Here is a 19,488-nt window from a genome sequence, read left to right on the forward strand (position 1 = left end):
GGTAGGTGCGGACCGTTGGTCCGCACAATGACGGAACCGTACGCCTTCGGCGGGTGACGGCGGCGGCGCAACCTGTTAACTTTCGCGCCCTCGCGATGGTTTACAGGGCGCCGCCCTGTCGACTGCTGCCCCATTCCGTACCGGTTCCAGACGCATGCCCCCTCTCCTGTCGTTGCATCGCCCCACCCTGTCCGCGCTGACCCTTGCCCTGTGTGCAGCCCTTGCGGCCACCGCCCACGCCGCCCCGGGCGACAAGGCCACCACCCTGGACGCGGTGAACGTTACCGCCGCCAACGCCACCGCGCAGGCGCGCGACGCGCTTAAACGCGTGCCCGGCGCCGGCAACGTGATCGACCTGGCCAAGGCCGAGGGCCGCTTGGCTGGCAGCGCCGACGTGCTCGCCTACCAGCCCGGCATCAGCGCGCAGTCGCCCGGCAATGAAGGGGCCAAGGTGTCGATCCGTGGTTCAGGCATCAACCGTGGCCCGGGCGCACATGCGTCCGGCATCGCCGTGTCGCTGGATGGCCTGCCGCTGAGTGGACCGGGCGGCACGCCGTATGAACTGCTGGAACCGCTGTGGCTGAGCCGCGTCGACGTGTTGCGGGGTGCCAATGGCATCGAGCGCGGTGCGCTGGCGCTGGGCGGCGCGATCGACTACGTCAGCCGCAGCGGCCGGGATTCGGCCGGGCTGGAGCTGCACTACGAAGCCGGCAGCCGCGGCTACCAGAAGCGCGGCGTGGGCAACGGCGGCGTTGCCGGTGACGTGGACTACTACCTGGCCTACACCGACACCGAGTTCGACGGCTACCAGCATCACGCGGCCGGCGACGGCAAGGGTGCAATGGCCAACGTCGGCTGGCAGATCAATCCAGAGCTGGAAACGCGCTTCTTCCTGCGTTACCGCGAGACCAACCACGACACGCCCGGGCGCCTGACCCGCGACCAGATCCGCCACGATCCGCGCGCGGCCAATCCGGCCAACCTGGCCATCGACGCGCGCCGCCCGCAGCCGGGCAGCACCTGGCTGGGCAACATGACCACGCTGCAGATCGATGAGGATTCCTCGCTGCAGGCCGGGCTGGTGTACCACCACTACCCGATGGACTTGAACGAGAGCCTGTACCGGCAGCAGCTGGACTACACCAACCTCAATGCCACGCTCGACTACCGCCGGCGCCACACGCTGTTCGGCCGCGACAGCGTGACCACGCTCGGCCTGCGCGTCACCCACGACCTGGATGCCGACGTGCGCGAAACGCTGCGCTTCGCCAACAATGGCTACCCCGCCGGCACCCATACCCGCGACTTCTCGCACCACGGCACCGACAGCACGCTGCACGTGGGCAACGAGCTGGCGCTGAGCGACACGCTGCGCCTGCAGACCGGGCTGGCGCTGATCAACACCCGCCGCGACGTGCAGGTCACCTGGCCGGCCACGCCGGAGCGCCTGCGCGAGCACCAGTGGGACTACGCACCGCGCCTTGGCTTCACCTGGCAGCAGAGCGTAACCACGCAGTGGTTCGGCAACCTGAGCCGTTCGGTGGAACCGCCGCATCCGTGGTCGATGATCTGGGGCTCGAACCAGTACTTTGCCGCCGGCAATGGCGCCTCCACCGGCCGCCAGCGCGCGCCGGTGCCGCTGGACAACCAGACAGCCACCACACTGGAGCTGGGCGCACGCGGCGACAGCGCGCTCGGCCACTGGGAGCTCACCGGTTACTACGCCCGCGTGCTGCACGAACTGCTCACCGTGGAAGTACTGCCGGTGCCGAACCTGTTCGTGGCCGAGAACAACGCCAGTCCTACCGTGCACCGTGGCCTCGAAGCCGGGCTGGACAGCGCGTTGTGGGAAGGTGCCGCCGGCCGACTCTCGCTGCGCCAGGCGTATACCTTCAGCGACTTCCGCTACCGCCACGACGCACGCTTCGGCGACAACCGCCTGCCCGGCCTGCCCCGCCACTACTACCAGGCCGAGCTGCGCTACGCGCACCCCACCGGCTTCTATGCTGCGCTCAACACCGAGTACGCGTCGAAGATGTTCGTCGATTACGCCAACAGCTTCAGTGCCGACAGCCACGTGATCTTCGGCACCCGGGTGGGCTATGACGCGCCCGGTGGCCGCTGGCAGGCCTGGGCCGAACTGCGCAACCTGGGCGACCGCCACTACGCGGCCACCGTCACGCCGGGCTACAACGATGCCGGCAAGGACGTGGCGCGCTCCACCCCGGGCGAAGGCCGCAGCGTCTACGCCGGGTTGCGCTGGCGCTTCGACTGATACCGCACCGATGGCGCCAGTAGAAATACTGGTGCCAGGCGCAGGTATTGCCGTAGCCGCGGCGCGGGCGGCAGCGGACACTGGCACCTCCCAACCGGTCCTGCGGAGTGTCCCGTGAACCACCTTGCCTCGCACCTTGCCTGCTCGCTCGTGCTCTGCCTGGGGCTGTCCGCCACCAGCCATGCGCAGTCCGTGGGCGACACCGCCGCGCAGCGCTTCGCCGCCCTGGACAAGAACAATGACGGCCGGGTCAGCGACGACGAATACGACGCGGGCGCACTGTTCCGCACCCTCGATGCCGACCACAACTACCGCGTGAGCGTCGAAGAAGTCCAGGCCGTGCTCGGCCCGGACCGCGATGGTCAGCTCACGGCGGCCGACCGGATCCGGGTGGCCGACCTCAATGGTGATGGCGAGTTGAGCGAGGAGGAGGTCAGCCGCGTGGCCGACATGCGCTTCCAGTCGCTGGACACCAACCACGACCAGGAGCTGACGTTGGCCGAACTGCAGGTGGGGTTCTGGCGGCCGTGACGCACGCTGCGGCGTATTGCCGGCTGCGCGGCCGCTGGACTCAGACCAGCGAGCCCATCATGAAATACGGCAGGTACATCGCAAAGATGACGCTCACCGCGCCCAGCAGTGCCGCGCCCAGTCCGAACACCCCGGCCACGATGCGGCCGGCCACGGTGGGGCGGACGTACCAGCCCGCCCCTACCAGCAGCGGCGCCAGCCAGGCCAGCAGGTAGGCCTGGCTGAAGGCGTGGGTGAGCCACGGCAGCGGTTGGCCGACGCTGCCGAACAGTGTCGCGAAACTCGGCATCGCCACCACGCCGACCAGGGTCACCACGCAGGCCATGCCCAGGCTGGCCAGCAGGCCCAGCCACGGCAGGATGCCGGCGACGCGCTGCAGGAGCGGATGAACGACGTGCATGGTGACTCCTTCAACGAGGGGAACGCGCGATTCAGCCGGCGGCGTTGATCACCGCTTCGAGCCGGTGACCGTCGGGATCGATCACGAACGCGGCATAGTACTGCGCGCCATAGTCCGGACGCAGCCCCGGCGCACCGTTGTCGCGCCCGCCCGCGTGCAGTGCGGCGCGATGGAAGGCGTCCACCGCGTTGCGCGAGGGCGCGGCGAACGCAAGATGGAAGCCCGCCCCGGGGGCGGTGGCGTCATCGTGCAGCTTCAGGCACAGCAGGTCGTTGTCGTCGACCAGGCCGTAGCCGATCGCGGTCTCGTCCTCGAACACACGGCGGTAGCCGAGCGCGTCCAGGAGCGCGTCGTAGAACGCGCCGGCCACGGCGAGGTCACGAACGCCGAGCGAAATGTGGTGCAGCATGCGAAGTCATCCGTGTCGTCACGATGCGTGATTGTAGACGCGCGCCATGCTTACGGCGTCAGCGCCTGCTGGATCGAGGCTTCCGCCAGCGGCGCCATGCGCGCATAGCCTGCCGGGGTGGGATGCACGCCGTCCTTGGCCAGCGCGGGATCCAGGCCACCTTCGGCATTGGCCATCGCGGCGTGATAGTCCAGCCACACCAGCGACTGCTGCTGCGCATAGGCGTGCAATGCCGTGTTCAATGCGCGCACTTTCTCCGCCGGCTGCACGCCGGGGCGCCAGGGATAGTCGCTGACGGGCAATACCGAGCTGAGCACCACCGCGATGCCGTGCGCCTTGGCCAGCTCCACCATCGCATGCAGGTTGTCTTCGATCATGCCCTGCGTGGCCGCACCGGTATTTCCGGCGATGTCGTTGGTGCCGGCGAGAATGACCACCACCGCCGGCTTGAGCGCGATCACGTCCTGGCGGAAGCGCACCAGCATCTGCGCGGTGGTCTGGCCGCTGATGCCGCGGTTGATGTAGCCCTTGCCGGCAAAGAACCTGTCGCTGCCAGTAGGCCCCCAGCCTTCGGTGATCGAGTCGCCGAAGAACACGGCACGCGACTTCCCGGCAACCGCCGGTGGCAGCGTGGCATTCTCGCTACGGTAGCGCTGCAGTTGCGGCCAGTCGGCCAGACGCTGCTGCATCTGGCGCACCTGGTCGGGTGTGACCTGCTCGACCGGCTTGGTCATCAGCGGGTCCACCGCCGGTTCCGCTGCGGTGCCAGCGGCTGGCACGGCGAGTGCCAGGGTGATGAGAAACGCGAGGCGGTGGTGACGTGACATGCGTGCGACTCCGTTAGTGCGGTCCATACGAAGGCGGCAGCGTTGCCGCACCCCACTGCGCGTTCTTTTCCGTACCCAGCTCGAATTCCAGGGTGCCGCCCTTCTGCACGAGGCGGGCGGGCAACCAGCTGGCATCGCTGGGCGTGCCGTTCACCCGCAGCGACTGCACGTATGGCGCGTCCATCGCCGCACCAGCGGCCTTGATGGTGAGCGTGGCGCCCGGGCGCTGGATCACCGCTTCGCGGAACAGCGGGCTGCCGATCACCAGGTCGGCGCGGCCGGGGTACATCGGGTACAGCCCCAGTGCGGACCACACATACCACGACGACATCTGCCCCAGATCGTCATTGCCGGGCATGCCTTCGGGCGCGTTGGTCCAGATCTGGCGCATCGCCTGGCGCACGGTCTCCTGCGTCTTCCACGGCTGGCCGACGAAGTTGTACAGCCACGGCGCGGCCACCGAGGGCTCGTTGTCCAGCTCGGCATGCAGCGGCCCGGACTTGGTGACCGCCCACTCGCCGTTGTCCTTGCGGAAGAACGCATCCAGCCGCTGGATCGCCGCGTCACGGCCACCCAGCGTTTCAATCAGGCCGGCCGGATCGAACGGCACCATCCACAGGTACTGCGCGCCGCTGCCTTCGACGAACTCCTCGTCCGACGCCGGATCGAACACCGGCCAGCTGCCATCGGCGTTGCGCGGCTGGATGTAACCGGCCTTCGCGGTCGCCTTGGGGTTGTACAGGTTGCGCCACCAGCCCGAGCGCTCACGGAACAGCGCCGCGCCCTTGGCATCACCGGCCGCCTGCGCCAGCTCGGCCAGGCCGAAGTCGGCGGCCGCCATCTCCAGCGTGTCCGACGCCATGCCCCAACCGGGCGCGCCTACCGGCATGTACTTCAGCGCCATCCACTGGTCCAGGCCCGGGCGCTGGCCCACGCACAACACTGGGCAACCGCGCCGGCTGAGGTCGCGCTCGGTCGGCACCGTGGCCGCCCGCTTGAGCGACGCGTAGGCCCGCTGCAGATCGAAGTTGCGCCCGCCGAAGGCGTGGATGGCGGCCACGGACGGCGGCGACGGATCGCCGTTCATCACGCCGGTGGCGCCGGTGAGATGCGTCCAGCGGTCCCACACCCCGCCGTTCTGGTCGGCCTGGTTGAGCAGCGACTGGGCGATATCCGAGCCCACCTGCGGGTGCAGCAGGGTGACCAGCTGCAGCTGCGAGCGGTACACGTCCCAGCCGGAGTAGTTGGCGTACTGCGCGCGCTGACCCTTCGACAGTGCGTGTACCTTGCCGTCCATGCCGCGATAGCGGCCGTCGCCGTCACTGAACAGATTCGGCGCCAGCAGCGTGTGGTACAGCGCGGTGTAGAACACGGTGCGTTCGTCCGGCGTTCCGCCTGCCACGCGCACCTGGCCCAGCGCCGTGTTCCATTCGGCGCGGGTGGCCGCCTGGGTCGCCGCCACCGTGGTGCCGGCCGGGCTTTCGCGGTGCAGGTTGGCGCGCGCGCCAGCCTCGTCCACGTAGGAAATGCCGATGCGCGCGGTCACGGTCGGGCTGCGCGCGGGATCGAACTGGATCCAGCCGCCGGCGCCCTTGCCGGCCGGCGGGTGGCCCTGGGTGCCATAGCTGGTGCCACCGCCGCCTTCGCGGGCACCGACCTGCACGGTCTCATCGCGCCAGGTGCCGCCGACCTCGAAGGGCTGGTCGAACTCGGCGATGAAATGCAGCGTGTAGTAACTCTCTCGGCGGTCTTCGGCGAGATAGCCGCAGAAGTTGCCGGCGGTGACCGAGCCACGCACGGTGCGCGTGGCCGGGTCGATGATGATGCTCGAATCGGTGCTGCCGACTTCGCTGTCGGAGGTGCGGAACAGCAGGTTGGCGGGCTTGTTGGCCGGGAACTGGAACTGCCCCACCGCCGTGCGCGCGGTGGCGCCCAGGTCCACCACCACGCCGTTGTCGAGGGTGAGCTGGTACGCGCCGGGGCTGGCCGACTCGCGCCGATGGTCGAGCACGCTGGCATAGCGCAGGCCCGCCTCGACCGACGCGGGCGACAGCTCCACCTTGGTGGTCACCGGCATGATCGGGATATCGCCACTGGCCCCGGTGCAGCCGGTGCCCGATACATGGGTGAGGCTGAAGCCGCGCACGCCGTTGCCCCGCCACTCGTACCCACCGGGCGCGGCAATGGCGAAGCGTTTGCCGGGCAACGGGGTCATTTCCGGACTGAAGGCGACCATGCCGAACGGCACCGACGGACCGGGATAGACGTTGCCGGCGTTGGTGGTGCCGATGAAGGGATTGACCTCGGCGGCGAGGTCGGCGGCCTGCAGGGCGCAGGGCGCGGCGGTCAGGACAAGCGAAGCAGCAACCAGCATCGAACGGTGCACTACGAACTCCCAAAGCGGAAAGGACGGGCCATCAACGTAGCGCCACGCCCTGCGTGGCTGGATCGATTGTATCGATCTAAACCCTGGTCGCAATGAGACGAATGGCACCCCTTGCACTATGCCTTCAGAACCCATCGAGGGTACGCAGCAGCGAACCGAAGGTGAGATAGAACGAATCGTGCCCGCCCTGGGCACGACCGTAGCCCAGGAACACCGGGCCAAGGAAGGTATCGGCACCGACGAAGATGCTGCCGGCGGTTTGCATGCCATCGATGTTCACCTCGTCGCGCGTGGCCCAGAACCCGCCCCACTCCACGCTGCCGCCCACGTACAACGGAATGGTCAGCAGGGAATCGGCATGCGCCACGCGGCGGTAGTACATCACGCGCGCCAGCGCGGTCTGCGGCGCGAAGATGGCTTCTTCCGGGTAGCCGGACAGGTTGCCCAGCCCACCGAGGAACCCGTACGTGGCCAGCAGGTCGTCGCCGCCATGGGTGGACGACGCGCGCAGGCCGCCCAGCCAGCGGCTCTCGCCCCGGGACCAGGCGCCGTCCCACTGCAGCCGGGTGACCGCTGCCGGGTCCTCCGTACCCAGCGCGCCCAGATAGTGCTGGCGGGTCAACGACAGGCGTTGGCCGCGGCTGGGGAAAGCAGAGCTGTCGATGGAGTCGTGGCGCAGTTGCCAGCCGACACTGCCCATGTCGGCGCGGTAGTTGCCGAGCTCGGTGGGATTGCCCACGTCCAGCCGGGTGCGTTCCTGGCCGCGCTCAAGGAAGCTGGCGAACTCCCAATCCGGATGCGGCGAGTACGCCCAGCGCAGGCCGCCGAACCACTGGCTGTAACGGTACTGGGCCAGCGCCCCGCGGTTCAGCAACGCCAGGTCCAGGTCGGTGGCGCGGTAGCGTGCATAGGTGGACAGCGCGTGGCGGCCACGGGCACCGAAGGGATGGTAGTACTCGGCAAAGGCCTCCTCGACCTCGCCCAGGCCGACGCGCAGCTTGAGTTCGGCGCCCTGCTCGCTCAGCCCGGTACGGGTGAACTCGCTGATCAGCTGGTAGTTGCTGCTGCCATCGAAGTCATCGGACAGGCGCAGCGCGAAGTGCAGGAAGTCCGGCCCCCAGCGTTTGTCCTGCGGCGCAACCACCACCCCCTTCTGCCCATCGCGGTCGTCCAGCCGCCATTGCACCTGCTCGTAGCGGCCCTCGCCGTAGGTCAGCGCCACCTGCCGTTCGATATGCGCCGGTGCCAGCGGCTGCCCCACCTGCGGCTGCAGGCGCTGTTCGATGTAGTGCGAGGTGCGCGTGCCGTCGCGCAGCACGTCCACGAAGGCCACGATCGGTGCCTCGTACACGGGCGGGCGATGCAGCTGCTGGAAATCCGCGTAGCGCGCCGGGTCCACCTGGTAGCGTCGCACCGCCAGCACGTCGGCCTGCGCCGCCTGCTCGCCCACGCCCACCGCCTGCGGCGACCGGTTGAATTCCTGGCTGCCCATGTCGCCCAGTGGCGGGGTGATCAGCAGGTCCTGCGGGCCCAACGTGGCCAACTGCTCCTCCACCACGCGCTTCATCAGCACGCCGGCCATCTGGTGGCTGATCGCCAACGGCGAATCCAGCTGTTCCTCGGTCATGAGCGGCGTGCCCACGCGGACCACGATCAGGCGCTGCGCACCCAGCCGGCGTGCCTCGTCGATCGGCAGGTTGTCGACCACTCCCCCATCCACCAGCAGATGGTCCTGGTAGCGGACCGGCGCGAAGACGCCCGGCACCGACATGCTGGCGCGGATGGCCAGCGCCAGGTCGCCTTCCGCGAACACCACCTTGTCGCCGGTGACGATGTCGGTGGCGATCGCGCGGAACGGAATCGGCAGCTGGTCGAAGTCGCGCACCTGCCAGGTTGGCAGCAGCAGGCGGCGCAGCAGCATCTCCAGTTTCTGGCCCTGGATCAGCCCGCGCGGAAACGCGATCTTCCCGTCGCTGATGCCGACCTCGACACCGCCGAGCAGGCGCAGGTCGTCTTCCTTGCGCCGCATGCTGCGCTCGTTGCGGGGTGGCTTGTCGTGCAGCACCTCGGCCCAGTCGATGCGGTCGAGCACCGTCTCGATCTCATCGGCGGAATACCCGGACGCGTACAGTCCACCGACCACGGCGCCCATCGAGGTGCCGACGATGCAGTCGATGGGCACGCGCTCGCGTTCCAGCACCTTGAGCACGCCGATATGCGCCGCGCCGCGCGCGCCGCCCCCGCCGAGCACCAGGCAGGTGCGGGGCGATCGGGGTTGGCGCTGGGGGATGACGGCTGCGCCGAGGCCGCCAGCGGCAGCACCAGCGCCGCCATGAGAACCAGCAGGCTGGCCAGGCGCACGTTGCGGTACGGCGGGCGCGGGTCATCCTGCATGGCAGCTCTCCTTGCGGCGTTGTGTGACAGATGCCCCGCACTTTGCCTGCCGCACCGCCACACGTCCAGAACCCGCGCAGGGACACGCCCTGCGTGTCCCCCGATCCAGCCGACGCGTTTACTTCGCGTTTTTGACGTACGTATCGAACCAGTTGAGCATTTCCGACACCAGCTGTTCGTTCGATTCCAGCGCCGTATACCAGTGCGGCTCGTTGGGCAGCATCACCAGGCGGGTGATGCCGCCGTTGCCACGGATGGCCTGGTAGAGCTTGCGCGACTGGAACGGCTCGGTGCCCGGATTGGCGTCGTCCTCGCCGTGAACCAGCAGCAGCGGCAGCTTGATCTTGTCGGCGTAGAAGAACGGCGACGCCTTCAGGTACACGTCCTGCGCCTGCCATACCGAGCGGCGCTCGTTCTGGAAACCGAACGGGGTGAACGTCTTGTTGTACGAGCCGCTGGTGGCCACGCCGGCCTTGAAGAGGTTGGTGTGTGCGATCAGGTTGGCGGTCATCAACCCGCCGTGGCTGTGGCCGGTAACACCGATGCGGTTGCGGTCGACCACGCCCAGGTCCACCGCCTTGTCCACGGCGGCCTTGGCATCGGCTTCGAGCTGCTCCAGGTAGGTGTCATAGGCGGTCTTCGGGTCGCCGACGATCGGGAACGAGGCGTTGTCGATGATCGCGTAACCGGCCAGCAGCATCAGCCGGTACGGCGCCAGGCGGGTGAAGGTCTGCTGCGACCCGGACACCTGCCCGGCCTGCGCGGCGTTGGCGAAGTCGGCCGGGTAGGCGTACAGGATCGCCGGCACGCGCTGGCCTTCCTTGTAGCCCGGCGGCGTGTACAGGGTGAACGACAGGTCCACGCCATCGGCGCGTTTGTACGTCACCAGCCGCTTCCTGATCTGACGCACTTCCGGGGTCGGGTCGGTCAGCCGGGTCAATGCGCTGGCGGTGGAGGCGTACTGCGCTTCGCCGTCCTTCGCTGCGGCCTCGCGCTCGCCCTGCTGGCGCACGAATGCGTTCGGCGGGTCCATCACCGACTGGTGCCAGGTCAGGTAGCGGCCCGGGGCCGCGGTCAGCCCCAGCACCTGCTCATAGGCGTCGGTGCTGCTGCGGAACAGGCGCTCGGTCTTGAGCGAGCCCAGGTCGAGGCGATCCAGGAACGGGCGGTCGCCCTGCGGTGAACTGCCCTGCCCGCGCAGGAACACGAACGCGCCGTCCTGGCGTACGACCGGTGCGCCATTGGGGAGGCGCTTGAAGACCAGGTTGCCCGGATCGGCGTACTGCTCGTCACTGGAGAGGTCCCACAGCAGGCGGCCTTCCTGTTTGGCGTTGTCCACGTCGACGATGCGGGTCTGGCGCCAATGGCGGTTCTCGTCGTTCTCGAACAGGAACGACACCGCCGGGTCCGCGCTCCAGGCGATGCCCTCGAAACGCTGCGCGGTGCGCGCGATCTCCTGCGGCTTGCCAGTGAACGGCGCCTTCAATGCCAGCACCCGGTCGCGATGCGGCACCGTCACCTTCCAGTCGCCCTTGTCCAGCGCCTCGGCATACACCAGCGTGGCCGGATCGGTGGAGCGCCAGTCGAACTCGCGCGGGCCTTCCGGCACGCCGTGCACCGGCACGCGGTCGGCCAGTGGCAGGCTGGCAACCGGCGTGCTGCGGCCGGTGCCCAGGTCAACCACCGCTACGTCATTGGCGAAACGCTGGTACGTCACCGCATGCGAGAACGGCGCCTTGAGGGTTTCGGTGAGCACATGCACGCCATCGGGCGCCGCATTGATGTCGTTGTACAGCGCGGGTGCACCGACGTTGCGCACGCTGCCGGCGGCGGTGTCGACCACCGCCAGCTGCGAGGCACCGTAGTACGCGAACAGCGCTTCGTCGTGCACGCTGGTCAGCGTGTCGCGGGCCTCATAGGTGCTGCTCTCGCCGCTGCTGCCCAGCGACTCCTGCACGTCCGGGCCGCCCGCCCCATTGCCGCTGGTCGGTGCCGGGCCCTGGTTGGCCGGCACGGTCTTCACCAGAAGTTGCTGGCCGCCGCCGAGCCATTGCACGGTGTAGCCGAAGATCGGGTTGAGCTGTACGTTCGGAATCTGCTTGACCTCGCCGGTCTGCGCGTCGCCCACCCACAGCTGCACCGAGGTCTCCACCGCGTTCTGGAACGCGAAGCGGCTGCCATCGGCCGACCACTGCGCGGCGCTCGCGCAGCCCTGCGGCAACGCTACCTTGGTGTTGCGGGCGGTACCGACCTCAACGAGGGTGAAATCGGCCACGCAGGCCGGGATGCCGTAGCCGCCCTGGGTGTCGTGGCGGCTGCGGTTCTTCGGCTCCAGGCGCACGCCAGCCAGCTTCAGATAAGGCTGGGCAACGCGCTCGATCGACGGGTAGGTCTGCAGCGTGGTCAGCAGCAGCCGCTGCCCGCTCGGGTCCAGGCTGGGCTGCGGCGGCGGCGGTGCCTTGAGCACCTTGAGCAGCGCCTCCGGCGGCTTGGCGTAGTCGGCGAAAGCCGGTGTGGCGACAGTGAGCGTTGCCATGGCAATGGCCGAAGCCAGGCAGGTACGACGGATGAGCATCCAGATCCCCTTGAAAGTGTGGGTTCCCGGCGGCGCACGTGTCGCCGGCATCCCGTGGAATCTAGCACCGGGGCCCCGTGCTGGAATGGGCCGAAAGCACTAGGTGCGTTGCCGGCCTTGCGCTGCGGATGCCGTCAGTCAGGCGCCCTGGTATACGTCGTGGACAAGCGAGATGCCCAGCGCTGCCATGCGACCGAGCAACCGGGGCGGCAGTTCAACGGCGAAGTTCCGGTTGCTGTGCGAACTGAACCATATGCGGATCGTCCCCTGTTCGGCGATCTTCAACAGGAACGCTGCGTGTGGCTCAAGCCAGCCCAATGTGTCCTCCAGCGCGTCCTCGAAACGCTCTTCGGTGGACTCCCGCCAACGCTCGGAGAAGGGGTTGCAGGTCCAGTACGATTCCGGCCACGTCCCCTGCAGCAACGTGCCCTTCGGCGTGCGGCGCGGCTCTCCTGCCTTCCAGAACGTGTCTGCAGACTTGCCAAGTGCCTGGCTGATCAGCTCAGGATCGAAGGACGGATGGGTGATCCTGATGTCCAGAATGTACGTGTAGGCCTGCAAGAAACCCGTCCTCAGTTCGACAGCCTGCGTTCGCCGCTGTCCAGGATCGCGCCTTCGATGCTGTCCTTGGGTGCGCCGACGCGTTCCATGAAGTCGCGCAGCATCACGTCCCGGCAGTGCTCCAGTGACTGGCCATCGCGTTCGGAGAACATGCGCGCGGCGTGCTCGAACAGATCGGACAACAGCTCACCAAAGTCGGCAGCGCCGCCACTGAGATCGGAATTGAGCGTCACGTGCAGTTCTTCGTGAGCCGCCCACAGGCGCATGATCTCGAACGCCTCCGGGTCACTCAACACGCCGTCGGGGATGCGCAGTTCATCGGTATACATGGGATTTCTTCCGTGATGGTGTTTGGGTCGTGTCGCTGCATGCGTTGGCGGTCCACCCCCTGCGGACCGCTACGGCATCACGGTAAGACGAGCGCACTTACTCCGTCAATGGATCCCCGTGCGCAGCGGCCATGCGCGCCGCTGCGGCATGCGGACAGACCGGCGCGGCATCGCGCTGGGGTACCGGTCGCGGTGCGGGAGTGCCCACCTGACGCGGCGCCACCACCCCCTTGAAGTCGATGGGAATGGCAAACCCCTCCAGTTGCATCCAGGGCGCCGGATCGGCCTGTACCTGGATATCGAAATCCCGCGTGACCAGCGCACAGAACAGGATCAGCTGGGCGTGCCCGACCGCGCTGCCGATGCATGCCCGGGAGGAGAATCCAAATGGAACGTAGGCGCCCTTGTTGGGCTGACGGCGCGACGGGAGCCACCGGTCAGGATCGAATACGTCGGGCGCATCCCAGAACTCCGGCGAATGGTGCTGGTAATACGAGGACAGCTCGTAAGCCGCGCCCTTCTTGATGGTCACGCCCTCGGCCTCGATGTCATGCCAGGCCGGGCGACGCAGCGCGAACAGGCCGGGCCACACGCGGATGGTTTCCTTGACGAACCGCGAGGTGCACGGCAGATCCTTCATGGGCAGCGAATACAGCGTGTCCAGGTCAAGCGCCGTGGTCTCGGCCTGGATGCGTTCGCGCCACTCGGGGTAGCGATGCATCGCATACAGCAGGCTCGCCGCCGTGATGCCCGGCAGGCCGGACATTCCGGCCAGCACCGTCGAAACCAGGTAGGCCACGCGATCGACGCCAATCCGCCCCGCCAGGGGCAGCAGCGACTGCAGGAAATCGTCATGCGTGCGGCCGTTATCGCGCGACCGCTGTTTGATGTGGCGGGTGACCGTGCGCGCCGCCTTGCGTGACAGGTGGAAATTCAGAATGCGGCGCAGCAGCGAGAAATCCTGCTGCACGATGCCGCTGTAGCGGGTCTTCTGCTCGCCCACCAGCGCATCGGTATCGCGCTGGTTCATGCCACCAATCAAAAGGGGAAGCAGCGGCTCGGAAATGGTCCACCAGCTGAGTTCGCTCAGGTCCTGCACCGTGCCGCAGCGCTGGGACAGGAATGCGTGCATGCGCGTGTACAGCGTGCGCATGTGCTCCGGTGCCGCAAGCCGGCCGCCCTGCTCGCTCAGCAATGCCCGGACTTCCCGCCAGGCAACGGGTGTGCGCGATCCACGCAGGCCGAGAAAATCGATGAGTGAATCAGGCACCGTGTGCTTGTCGGTGTTGGCCTTGTCGACCTTGACCGCCAGCGTCGGATCGAAAATGCCGACCACGTCGTTCTGGAATGCAAGCACCGGCCCTTCCCGGCGAACCCGTTCAAGCAGGTCGTCGATGGAAACGACTTCCGCGTCTGTGCCCTGATCCGCCATCTCACCGCCTCCCTGAAATGCCAGGGGTGGCCATTGACCACCCCTGGCGTGCTCATGAAAACACGCGGAGAATCTGCGCTTAGAAAATGATCCAGTAAATGTACTTCGAACGGATGCTCTGGGTCGGACTGACCGAACGGAGGTTCAGGGAAACCTGCAAGGCGCGAACAAGATTAGCCATGATATGACTCCTGGTTGTTTCGTTGTTGTCCCGATATCGAATACCAGATGCTGGATGTCTGGCGCCTTGTTTTAGCACGCATGATCCGTCGAAATGGAATGTCGTTGAATCTGTCGTTATCCGGATAGTTTTCACACTGGTGCGCTCTTATTGGACGAGAGGCGCATCACAGTTTCGCCTGACGCGGGCGGCGGCCCCGCGCGGCCTGCGCAGGACACACCGCGCGCCTCCCGCGCCTGCCTGGCCTCGGCGACACCCACCGCCCGGGCGCGGGGATGCATGGGCCACGCTAAGATGTCCAGATCTTTCCATCACTGGATCCCCGTGCGTACCGTCCACGCGCTCCGCTACATCACCCCGCTCCGCGAGGGGGGCTCCCTGCCTGCCGTGGTCGAGACTGACGACGATGGGATGGTGGTCCTCAAGTTCCGGGGCGCCGGCCAGGGCCCCAAAGCGCTGATCGCCGAGCTGATTGCCGGCGAGTTGGCCCGCACCCTCGGCCTGCCTATTCCCGACATCGTGTTCGTGGAGCTGGACCGCGAGTTCGCCCGCACCGAGCCGGACCCGGAAATCCAGGACCTGATCCGCGCCAGTGAAGGCCTGAACCTGGGCAGCGATTACCTGCCCGGCGCGATCAATTACGATCCGGCGGCCATGCCGGTGGACGCTGACCTGGCCTCGCGCATCGTCTGGTTCGATGCCTTCACCAGCAACGTGGACCGCACCGCGCGCAACCCGAACCTGATGGTCTGGCACCGCAAGCTGTATCTGATCGACCATGGCGCGGCGATGTATTTCCACCACGATTGGGCCACCGCCGGCGATGTATGCGAGAAGCCGTTCCTGCTGATCCGCGACCAGGTGCTGCTGCCGTTCGCCACGAAGATCGCCGAGGTCGATGCCGAGCTGGCCGCGCGGCTGCCGGATGCGGAGATCGAGCGCATCGTCGGGCTGGTGCCTGACAGCTGGCTGGTCGACGAGCCCGCCTTCGACACCCCGGCAGCGTACCGCCAGGCGTACATCGATTATCTGACGTGCCGTCTGCGGTCGCGCGCCGCTTTCGTCCAGGAGGCCGTCCGTGCCCACGCTGCATACGTATGACTATGCGGTGATCCGCGTGGTACCGCGGGTGGAACGCGAAGAGTTCATCAACGTCGGGGTGATCGTCTCGTGCCCCGGCGCACGCCACCTGCAGGCCGCGATCGAGATCGACGCCGCGCGCATGCACGCCTTTGCGCCCTCGCTGGACGTGGAGGCGCTGCAACCGTGGCTGGATGCGATCGTGGCGATCTGCCGGGGCGACGCCAACGCGGGACCGATCGCCCAGCTGCCGGCGCGTGCGCGCTTCCATTTCCTGACCGCGAAGCGCAGCTCGATCGTGCAGATGTCGAGCACGCATGTGGGGCGCACTGCGGACCCGCAGGGAGTGGTGGAGCATCTGATGCGGAAGATGGTGCGGGTGGTTTGACGGTGGGTCATGAAAGGCTGCACCGACAGCCGGTTGGGTCTACCCAACCGGCCATCGGCACCATGCATGCGGGTACTCACCCAGGCATTCCGCCAGCTTTGCGCGCACCGGATTGGCGAGGATGTACATCGCCTGTTCGCGCAGGGATTCCTCCGTTCGAATGGCATGGTCGTAATAGCCCGGTTGCCACACTCTGCCGCTGCGTCCCTGGCAGCGGTTGAGCAGGAAGCTGGTGCGCGCCTTGAAGCGCTGGACGCAGTAACCCAGCGTGTGGCCGCGCAGCTGTGCGAGCCAGTGGATGTGATCGGGCATGACGACCCACGCCAGTGAGCTGGTGACGCCTTCCGCATCCATCGCGCGGAGGATGCGCATGGGAATCTCCGCGCATCGGGCGTCGTCGAAGTAGCGATGACGCTGCTCGCAGACCATGGTGAGTGCGTAGACGTTGCCGATCATGGACCGGCGCCCGATGTGGAGTTGTGGGCTGCTCATGGGGCCACGATGCCGTGCGTGGCGAAGTCGCGGTATCGGCGTTCTGTGATTGGTTTTGTCGGGGGAGCCGCCTGTTGAGTGTCGGGTCTATGGCAGGGCGTCTGGGCGGCCGGGCGGCTGGCTGGCTGGCTGGCTGGCCGGCTGCCCGACTGCCCGACTGTCCGACTGTCCGACTGTCCGACTGGCCGACTGGCCGACTGGCCGACTGGCCGACTGGCCGACTGGGTAGAGCCGACTGTTAGTCGGCTGCTCCCCGCCGGCGACGCTCCCATCAACGGCAGCCGACTAACAGTCGGCTCTACCCAGTCGGTGTTGTCCGGTTTTGCCGTGTCGGTGTTGCCCTGTCGGTTTTGCCCGGCCGGTCATGCCCGGTCCGTTTTGCCCGGGCCGTTTTACTCGGTCTGCACCTTCGCGCTAACGCTGCGTCTTCGGCAACGCGTACGCCATCACGTAATCGCCCGGTGGCGTTTCCATGAAGTGGTGGCCGCCGGCCATGATCACCACGTATTGCCGGCCCTCGTATTCGTAGACCATCGGGTTCGCCTGGCCGCCCGCGGGCAGTCTGGCGTGCCAGAGCTCCTTGCCGGTCTTGAGGTCGATCGCGCGCAGCAGGTCGTCGGTGGCGGCGGCGATGAAGATCAGGCCGCTGGCGGTGATCGCGGAACCACCATTGTTGGGCGTGCCGATTTCGATCGGCAGGCCCGAACGGATGCCGAACGGGCCGTTGCCGCGTGCGCTGCCGAACGGGCGGTCCCAGAGCAGTTCACCGCTGCGCAGGTCGATGGCGCGGATGCCGCCATAGGGCGGCTGCTTGCACAGCAGCCGGGTGAAGGGCAGCCGCCAGCCGGCGTTGACATCGATGCCGTATGGCGTGCCGGTCTGCGGATCCCCTGCCCCCTCGGCACCGCCACGGTCGGCGCGCACCAGTTCGCGGGGGACCCAGCCCTTGCGATCCGCTTCGGCGCGCGGCACCAGCCGGTTGTAGTTGGGCATGTCGTTGTAATTGGCCACGATCACGCCGTGGCGCGGGTCCACCGCGACCCCGCCCCAGTCCGAACCGCCGTTGTAACCGGGATACTCAATCGAATGGCGGTCGGCGGTGGGCGGTGTGTAGAAGCCTTCGTAACTGGCCATGCGGAACTGGATGCGACACACCAGCTGGTCGATCGGGGTGATGCCCCACATGTCGCGCTCGGTCAGGTCGGGCCTGCGCAGGGTGTGGTACAGCGAGAACAGCTGGGTGGGCGAACGCTGGTCAGGCTCGACACCGCCGCCCGGCACCCTGCGCTCCTCGGCAGGGGTGAGCAGCTGGCCGGTACGCCGGTCCAGGACGTACAGGTCGCCCTGCTTGGTGGGCAGCAGGATCGCAGGCACCTTGCCCGCGGCGGTGGGGTAATCGACCAGCGTGGCCTGCGAGCCCAGGTCGTAGTCCCAGACGTCCTTGCGCACTGCCTGGAAGTGCCATGCCGGCTTGCCAGTGGTCACATCCAGCGCCACCAGCGAGGTGGCGTAGCGGTTCTGGTTGTCCGTGCGCGACCCGCTCCAGTAGTCGCCCGCCGAGTTGCCCATCGGCAGGTAGACCAGGCCCAGCTGCTCATCACCGGTTGCGGTGGTCCACATGTTCGGCGTGCCGCGTGTATAGGTCTTGCCCTGCGGCGGCAGGCCGCTGCGCTCGGGCGCGTCCATGTCCCAGGCCCAGCGCAGCTTGCCCGTCTGCGCGTCGTAGGCCTGGATCACGCCGGACGGCGCATCGCGACGCTGGCCGTCCAGCACCTGGTGGCCGGTCACGATCACGCCGCGCACGATCGCCGGCGGTGCGGTGATCGATACATACCCCGGCGGCGCCTCGCCCATCCCCAGGGTGATGTCGACCTGGCCGTTGTTGCCGAATCCCGGGCACGGCCGGCCGGTGGCGGCGTCCACCGCGATCAGGCGGCCGTCCAGCGTGCCTTCGATGATGCGTGCGGCGCACAGCGCACGATTGCCCGCCGCCAGCGAACGCGTGCTCACGCTGGGCGGTGGCTCGGGCAGGGCCAGGTCGGCGGCGACGTCGGCCAGTACCGGGTCCACCTGCGGCACTCCGGGCACTTCGTAATAGGCCACGCCGCGGCAGGCGGCCGTATAGGGAATGGAGGCGTCGCGGACCTTGGGATCGAAGCGCCAGCGCTCCTTGCCGGTCGCCGCGTCCAACGCGATCAGCTGGTTGCGCGCGGTGCACAGGTACAGGCTGTCGCCGACCTTGAGCGGCGTGGTCTCGGCCCCCCAGCGCTTCTTCGGCAGGTCGCCGGTGCGGAACTGCCACGCCAGTTCCAGCTCGCCCACGTTGGCCGGGGTGATCTGCTGCAGCGGCGAGTAGCGCGTGGCGGCATTGCTGCGGCCCCACGCGGTCCAGTCGCCGGCGGCCGGTTCGTCGGCCGGTTGCGGGCTGGCCTCGCGGGTCGGCGCCAGACCGGCGTTCGCCGTGCTGTCCGGAAACGGCTGGGCGCCGGCCACCGCGCCATGCGGGACGAACGCCAGGGTGAAGGCCAGTGCGAACAACAGCCCCAAGATGGCGGCCAAGGTGCGCGAGAGACGCTTTCGCACCGGTGTGCGCAGGGTGGGCAGCAACAGCGCGAGGACGAACCCCAAGGCGGTCACCACCCCGAGTCTCGGCACCCAGCGCCAGTAGTCGCTGCCCGATTCCCACCAGGTCCAGACCAGCGTGCCGGCGAACACCAGCAGGTACATCCACGCGCCGCTGCGGCGGTTGCCCCACAGCAGCACGCCGGACACCAACAGCCCTGCCCCCGCCAGCACGTAGTACCAGGAGCCGCCCAGCTGCGCCAACCAGGCGCCCAAGCCGCCCAGCACCCCGCCGAGCAGGAGCAGGACCAGGGCAAGCACGGTGATGAGCGGGTGGCGCGCGGGCACCCCCACGGTCGGATCGGACGACGCTGCTGCGGACATCGGTGGTCTCCCCGGTACGGCAGAACCATGGCCGGCCTCCCCCGTCGGCCGCTTACGCCGCTTATGCCAGTGCGGGTGTGAATGCCGCGCGTTTTTTGTGGCGGCAATCCGGGAGCCGGCCAGCGGCCGGCACTACGGATCGCTGCGAGCCGGCCAGCGGCCGGCACTACGGATCGGTGCTAGCCGGCCAGCGGCCGGCACTACCCGTTGGGCGTCGCGCGGTTTGGTGCGCGGCGTGAAACGAACAACGCCGGCACAGGGCCGGCGTTGTTCGCGGGTACC

15 protein-coding genes are annotated in these 19,488 nt (G+C 67.9%); 4 read left to right on the top strand and 11 right to left on the bottom strand.

The features are described 5' to 3' along the window. Positions 1-154 precede the first annotated feature (154 nt). Both AC3ITN_RS11775 and AC3ITN_RS11780 read left to right on the top strand, forming a co-directional pair. Positions 155-2,275, top strand: coding sequence for a TonB-dependent receptor family protein (locus tag AC3ITN_RS11775; protein WP_489390617.1), 2,121 nt, complete (start codon positions 155-157; stop codon positions 2,273-2,275). A gap of 114 nt (positions 2,276-2,389) precedes the next feature. Beyond that, the gene (locus AC3ITN_RS11780; RefSeq protein WP_489390618.1) at positions 2,390-2,806 is read left to right on the top strand and encodes an EF-hand domain-containing protein; all 417 of its coding nucleotides are present in this window, start codon (positions 2,390-2,392) and stop codon (positions 2,804-2,806) included. Between the two features lie 40 nt (positions 2,807-2,846). Here AC3ITN_RS11780 and AC3ITN_RS11785 read toward each other — a convergent pair whose 3' ends face one another. The 9 genes from AC3ITN_RS11785 to AC3ITN_RS11825 form a co-directional block, all read right to left on the bottom strand. Next, positions 2,847-3,206 carry a hypothetical protein gene (locus AC3ITN_RS11785; protein ID WP_489390619.1) on the bottom strand — a complete coding sequence of 120 codons (360 nt, stop codon included), beginning with the start codon at positions 3,204-3,206 and terminating at the stop codon, positions 2,847-2,849. Positions 3,207-3,237: 31 nt separating this feature from the next. Then, positions 3,238-3,615 (bottom strand): VOC family protein, encoded by a 378-nt coding sequence (locus AC3ITN_RS11790; protein WP_489390620.1) that lies wholly within the window; start codon positions 3,613-3,615, stop codon positions 3,238-3,240. Positions 3,616-3,665: 50 nt separating this feature from the next. Then, complete coding sequence (locus AC3ITN_RS11795; protein WP_489390621.1) at positions 3,666-4,442, bottom strand: SGNH/GDSL hydrolase family protein; 777 nt, start codon at positions 4,440-4,442, stop codon at positions 3,666-3,668. A gap of 13 nt (positions 4,443-4,455) precedes the next feature. Then, positions 4,456-6,828 carry a GH92 family glycosyl hydrolase gene (locus tag AC3ITN_RS11800; protein WP_489390622.1) on the bottom strand — a complete coding sequence of 791 codons (2,373 nt, stop codon included), beginning with the start codon at positions 6,826-6,828 and terminating at the stop codon, positions 4,456-4,458. 124 nt (positions 6,829-6,952) lie between these two features. Continuing rightward, a complete protein-coding gene (locus AC3ITN_RS11805; RefSeq protein ID WP_489390623.1) occupies positions 6,953-9,079 on the bottom strand; it encodes a patatin-like phospholipase family protein in 2,127 nt (708 codons plus the stop codon). Positions 9,080-9,340: 261 nt separating this feature from the next. Continuing rightward, a complete protein-coding gene (locus tag AC3ITN_RS11810) occupies positions 9,341-11,797 on the bottom strand; it encodes a S9 family peptidase (RefSeq protein ID WP_489390624.1) in 2,457 nt (818 codons plus the stop codon). Between the two features lie 138 nt (positions 11,798-11,935). After that, positions 11,936-12,358, bottom strand: coding sequence for a DUF4279 domain-containing protein (locus tag AC3ITN_RS11815; protein ID WP_489390625.1), 423 nt, complete (start codon positions 12,356-12,358; stop codon positions 11,936-11,938). Between the two features lie 11 nt (positions 12,359-12,369). After that, positions 12,370-12,687, bottom strand: coding sequence for a DUF5076 domain-containing protein (locus tag AC3ITN_RS11820; protein ID WP_313347223.1), 318 nt, complete (start codon positions 12,685-12,687; stop codon positions 12,370-12,372). Positions 12,688-12,784: 97 nt separating this feature from the next. Beyond that, a complete protein-coding gene (locus AC3ITN_RS11825) occupies positions 12,785-14,044 on the bottom strand; it encodes a cytochrome P450 (RefSeq protein WP_489390626.1) in 1,260 nt (419 codons plus the stop codon). A 580-nt stretch (positions 14,045-14,624) separates the two neighbouring features. On the opposite strand from AC3ITN_RS11825, the gene AC3ITN_RS11830 reads away from it, so the two are divergent. Further along, complete coding sequence (locus AC3ITN_RS11830; protein ID WP_313347226.1) at positions 14,625-15,401, top strand: HipA family kinase; 777 nt, start codon at positions 14,625-14,627, stop codon at positions 15,399-15,401. Then, positions 15,379-15,768, top strand: coding sequence for a DUF3037 domain-containing protein (locus AC3ITN_RS11835; protein WP_489390627.1), 390 nt, complete (start codon positions 15,379-15,381; stop codon positions 15,766-15,768). Before AC3ITN_RS11830 ends, AC3ITN_RS11835 begins: the two co-directional genes overlap by 23 nt. A gap of 39 nt (positions 15,769-15,807) precedes the next feature. Here the strand turns inward: AC3ITN_RS11835 and AC3ITN_RS11840 are convergent, their stop codons facing one another. Next, a complete protein-coding gene (locus AC3ITN_RS11840; protein WP_313347229.1) occupies positions 15,808-16,260 on the bottom strand; it encodes an REP-associated tyrosine transposase in 453 nt (150 codons plus the stop codon). 414 nt (positions 16,261-16,674) lie between these two features. Beyond that, a complete protein-coding gene (locus AC3ITN_RS11845) occupies positions 16,675-19,206 on the bottom strand; it encodes a membrane-bound PQQ-dependent dehydrogenase, glucose/quinate/shikimate family (protein WP_489390628.1) in 2,532 nt (843 codons plus the stop codon). Positions 19,207-19,488 lie beyond the last annotated feature (282 nt).

It is taken from the genome of Stenotrophomonas sp. KH_036_B, assembly GCF_057839485.1.

Coding starts and splice junctions, on each gene's coding strand:
- AC3ITN_RS11795 (WP_489390621.1), bottom strand. CDS start 4,442: ATGTCACGTCACCACCGCCTCGCGTTTCTCATCACCCTGGCACTCGCC.
- AC3ITN_RS11820 (WP_313347223.1), bottom strand. CDS start 12,687: ATGTATACCGATGAACTGCGCATCCCCGACGGCGTGTTGAGTGACCCG.
- AC3ITN_RS11810 (WP_489390624.1), bottom strand. CDS start 11,797: ATGCTCATCCGTCGTACCTGCCTGGCTTCGGCCATTGCCATGGCAACG.
- AC3ITN_RS11785 (WP_489390619.1), bottom strand. CDS start 3,206: ATGCACGTCGTTCATCCGCTCCTGCAGCGCGTCGCCGGCATCCTGCCG.
- AC3ITN_RS11775 (WP_489390617.1), top strand. CDS start 155: ATGCCCCCTCTCCTGTCGTTGCATCGCCCCACCCTGTCCGCGCTGACC.
- AC3ITN_RS11790 (WP_489390620.1), bottom strand. CDS start 3,615: ATGCTGCACCACATTTCGCTCGGCGTTCGTGACCTCGCCGTGGCCGGC.
- AC3ITN_RS11840 (WP_313347229.1), bottom strand. CDS start 16,260: ATGAGCAGCCCACAACTCCACATCGGGCGCCGGTCCATGATCGGCAAC.
- AC3ITN_RS11845 (WP_489390628.1), bottom strand. CDS start 19,206: ATGTCCGCAGCAGCGTCGTCCGATCCGACCGTGGGGGTGCCCGCGCGC.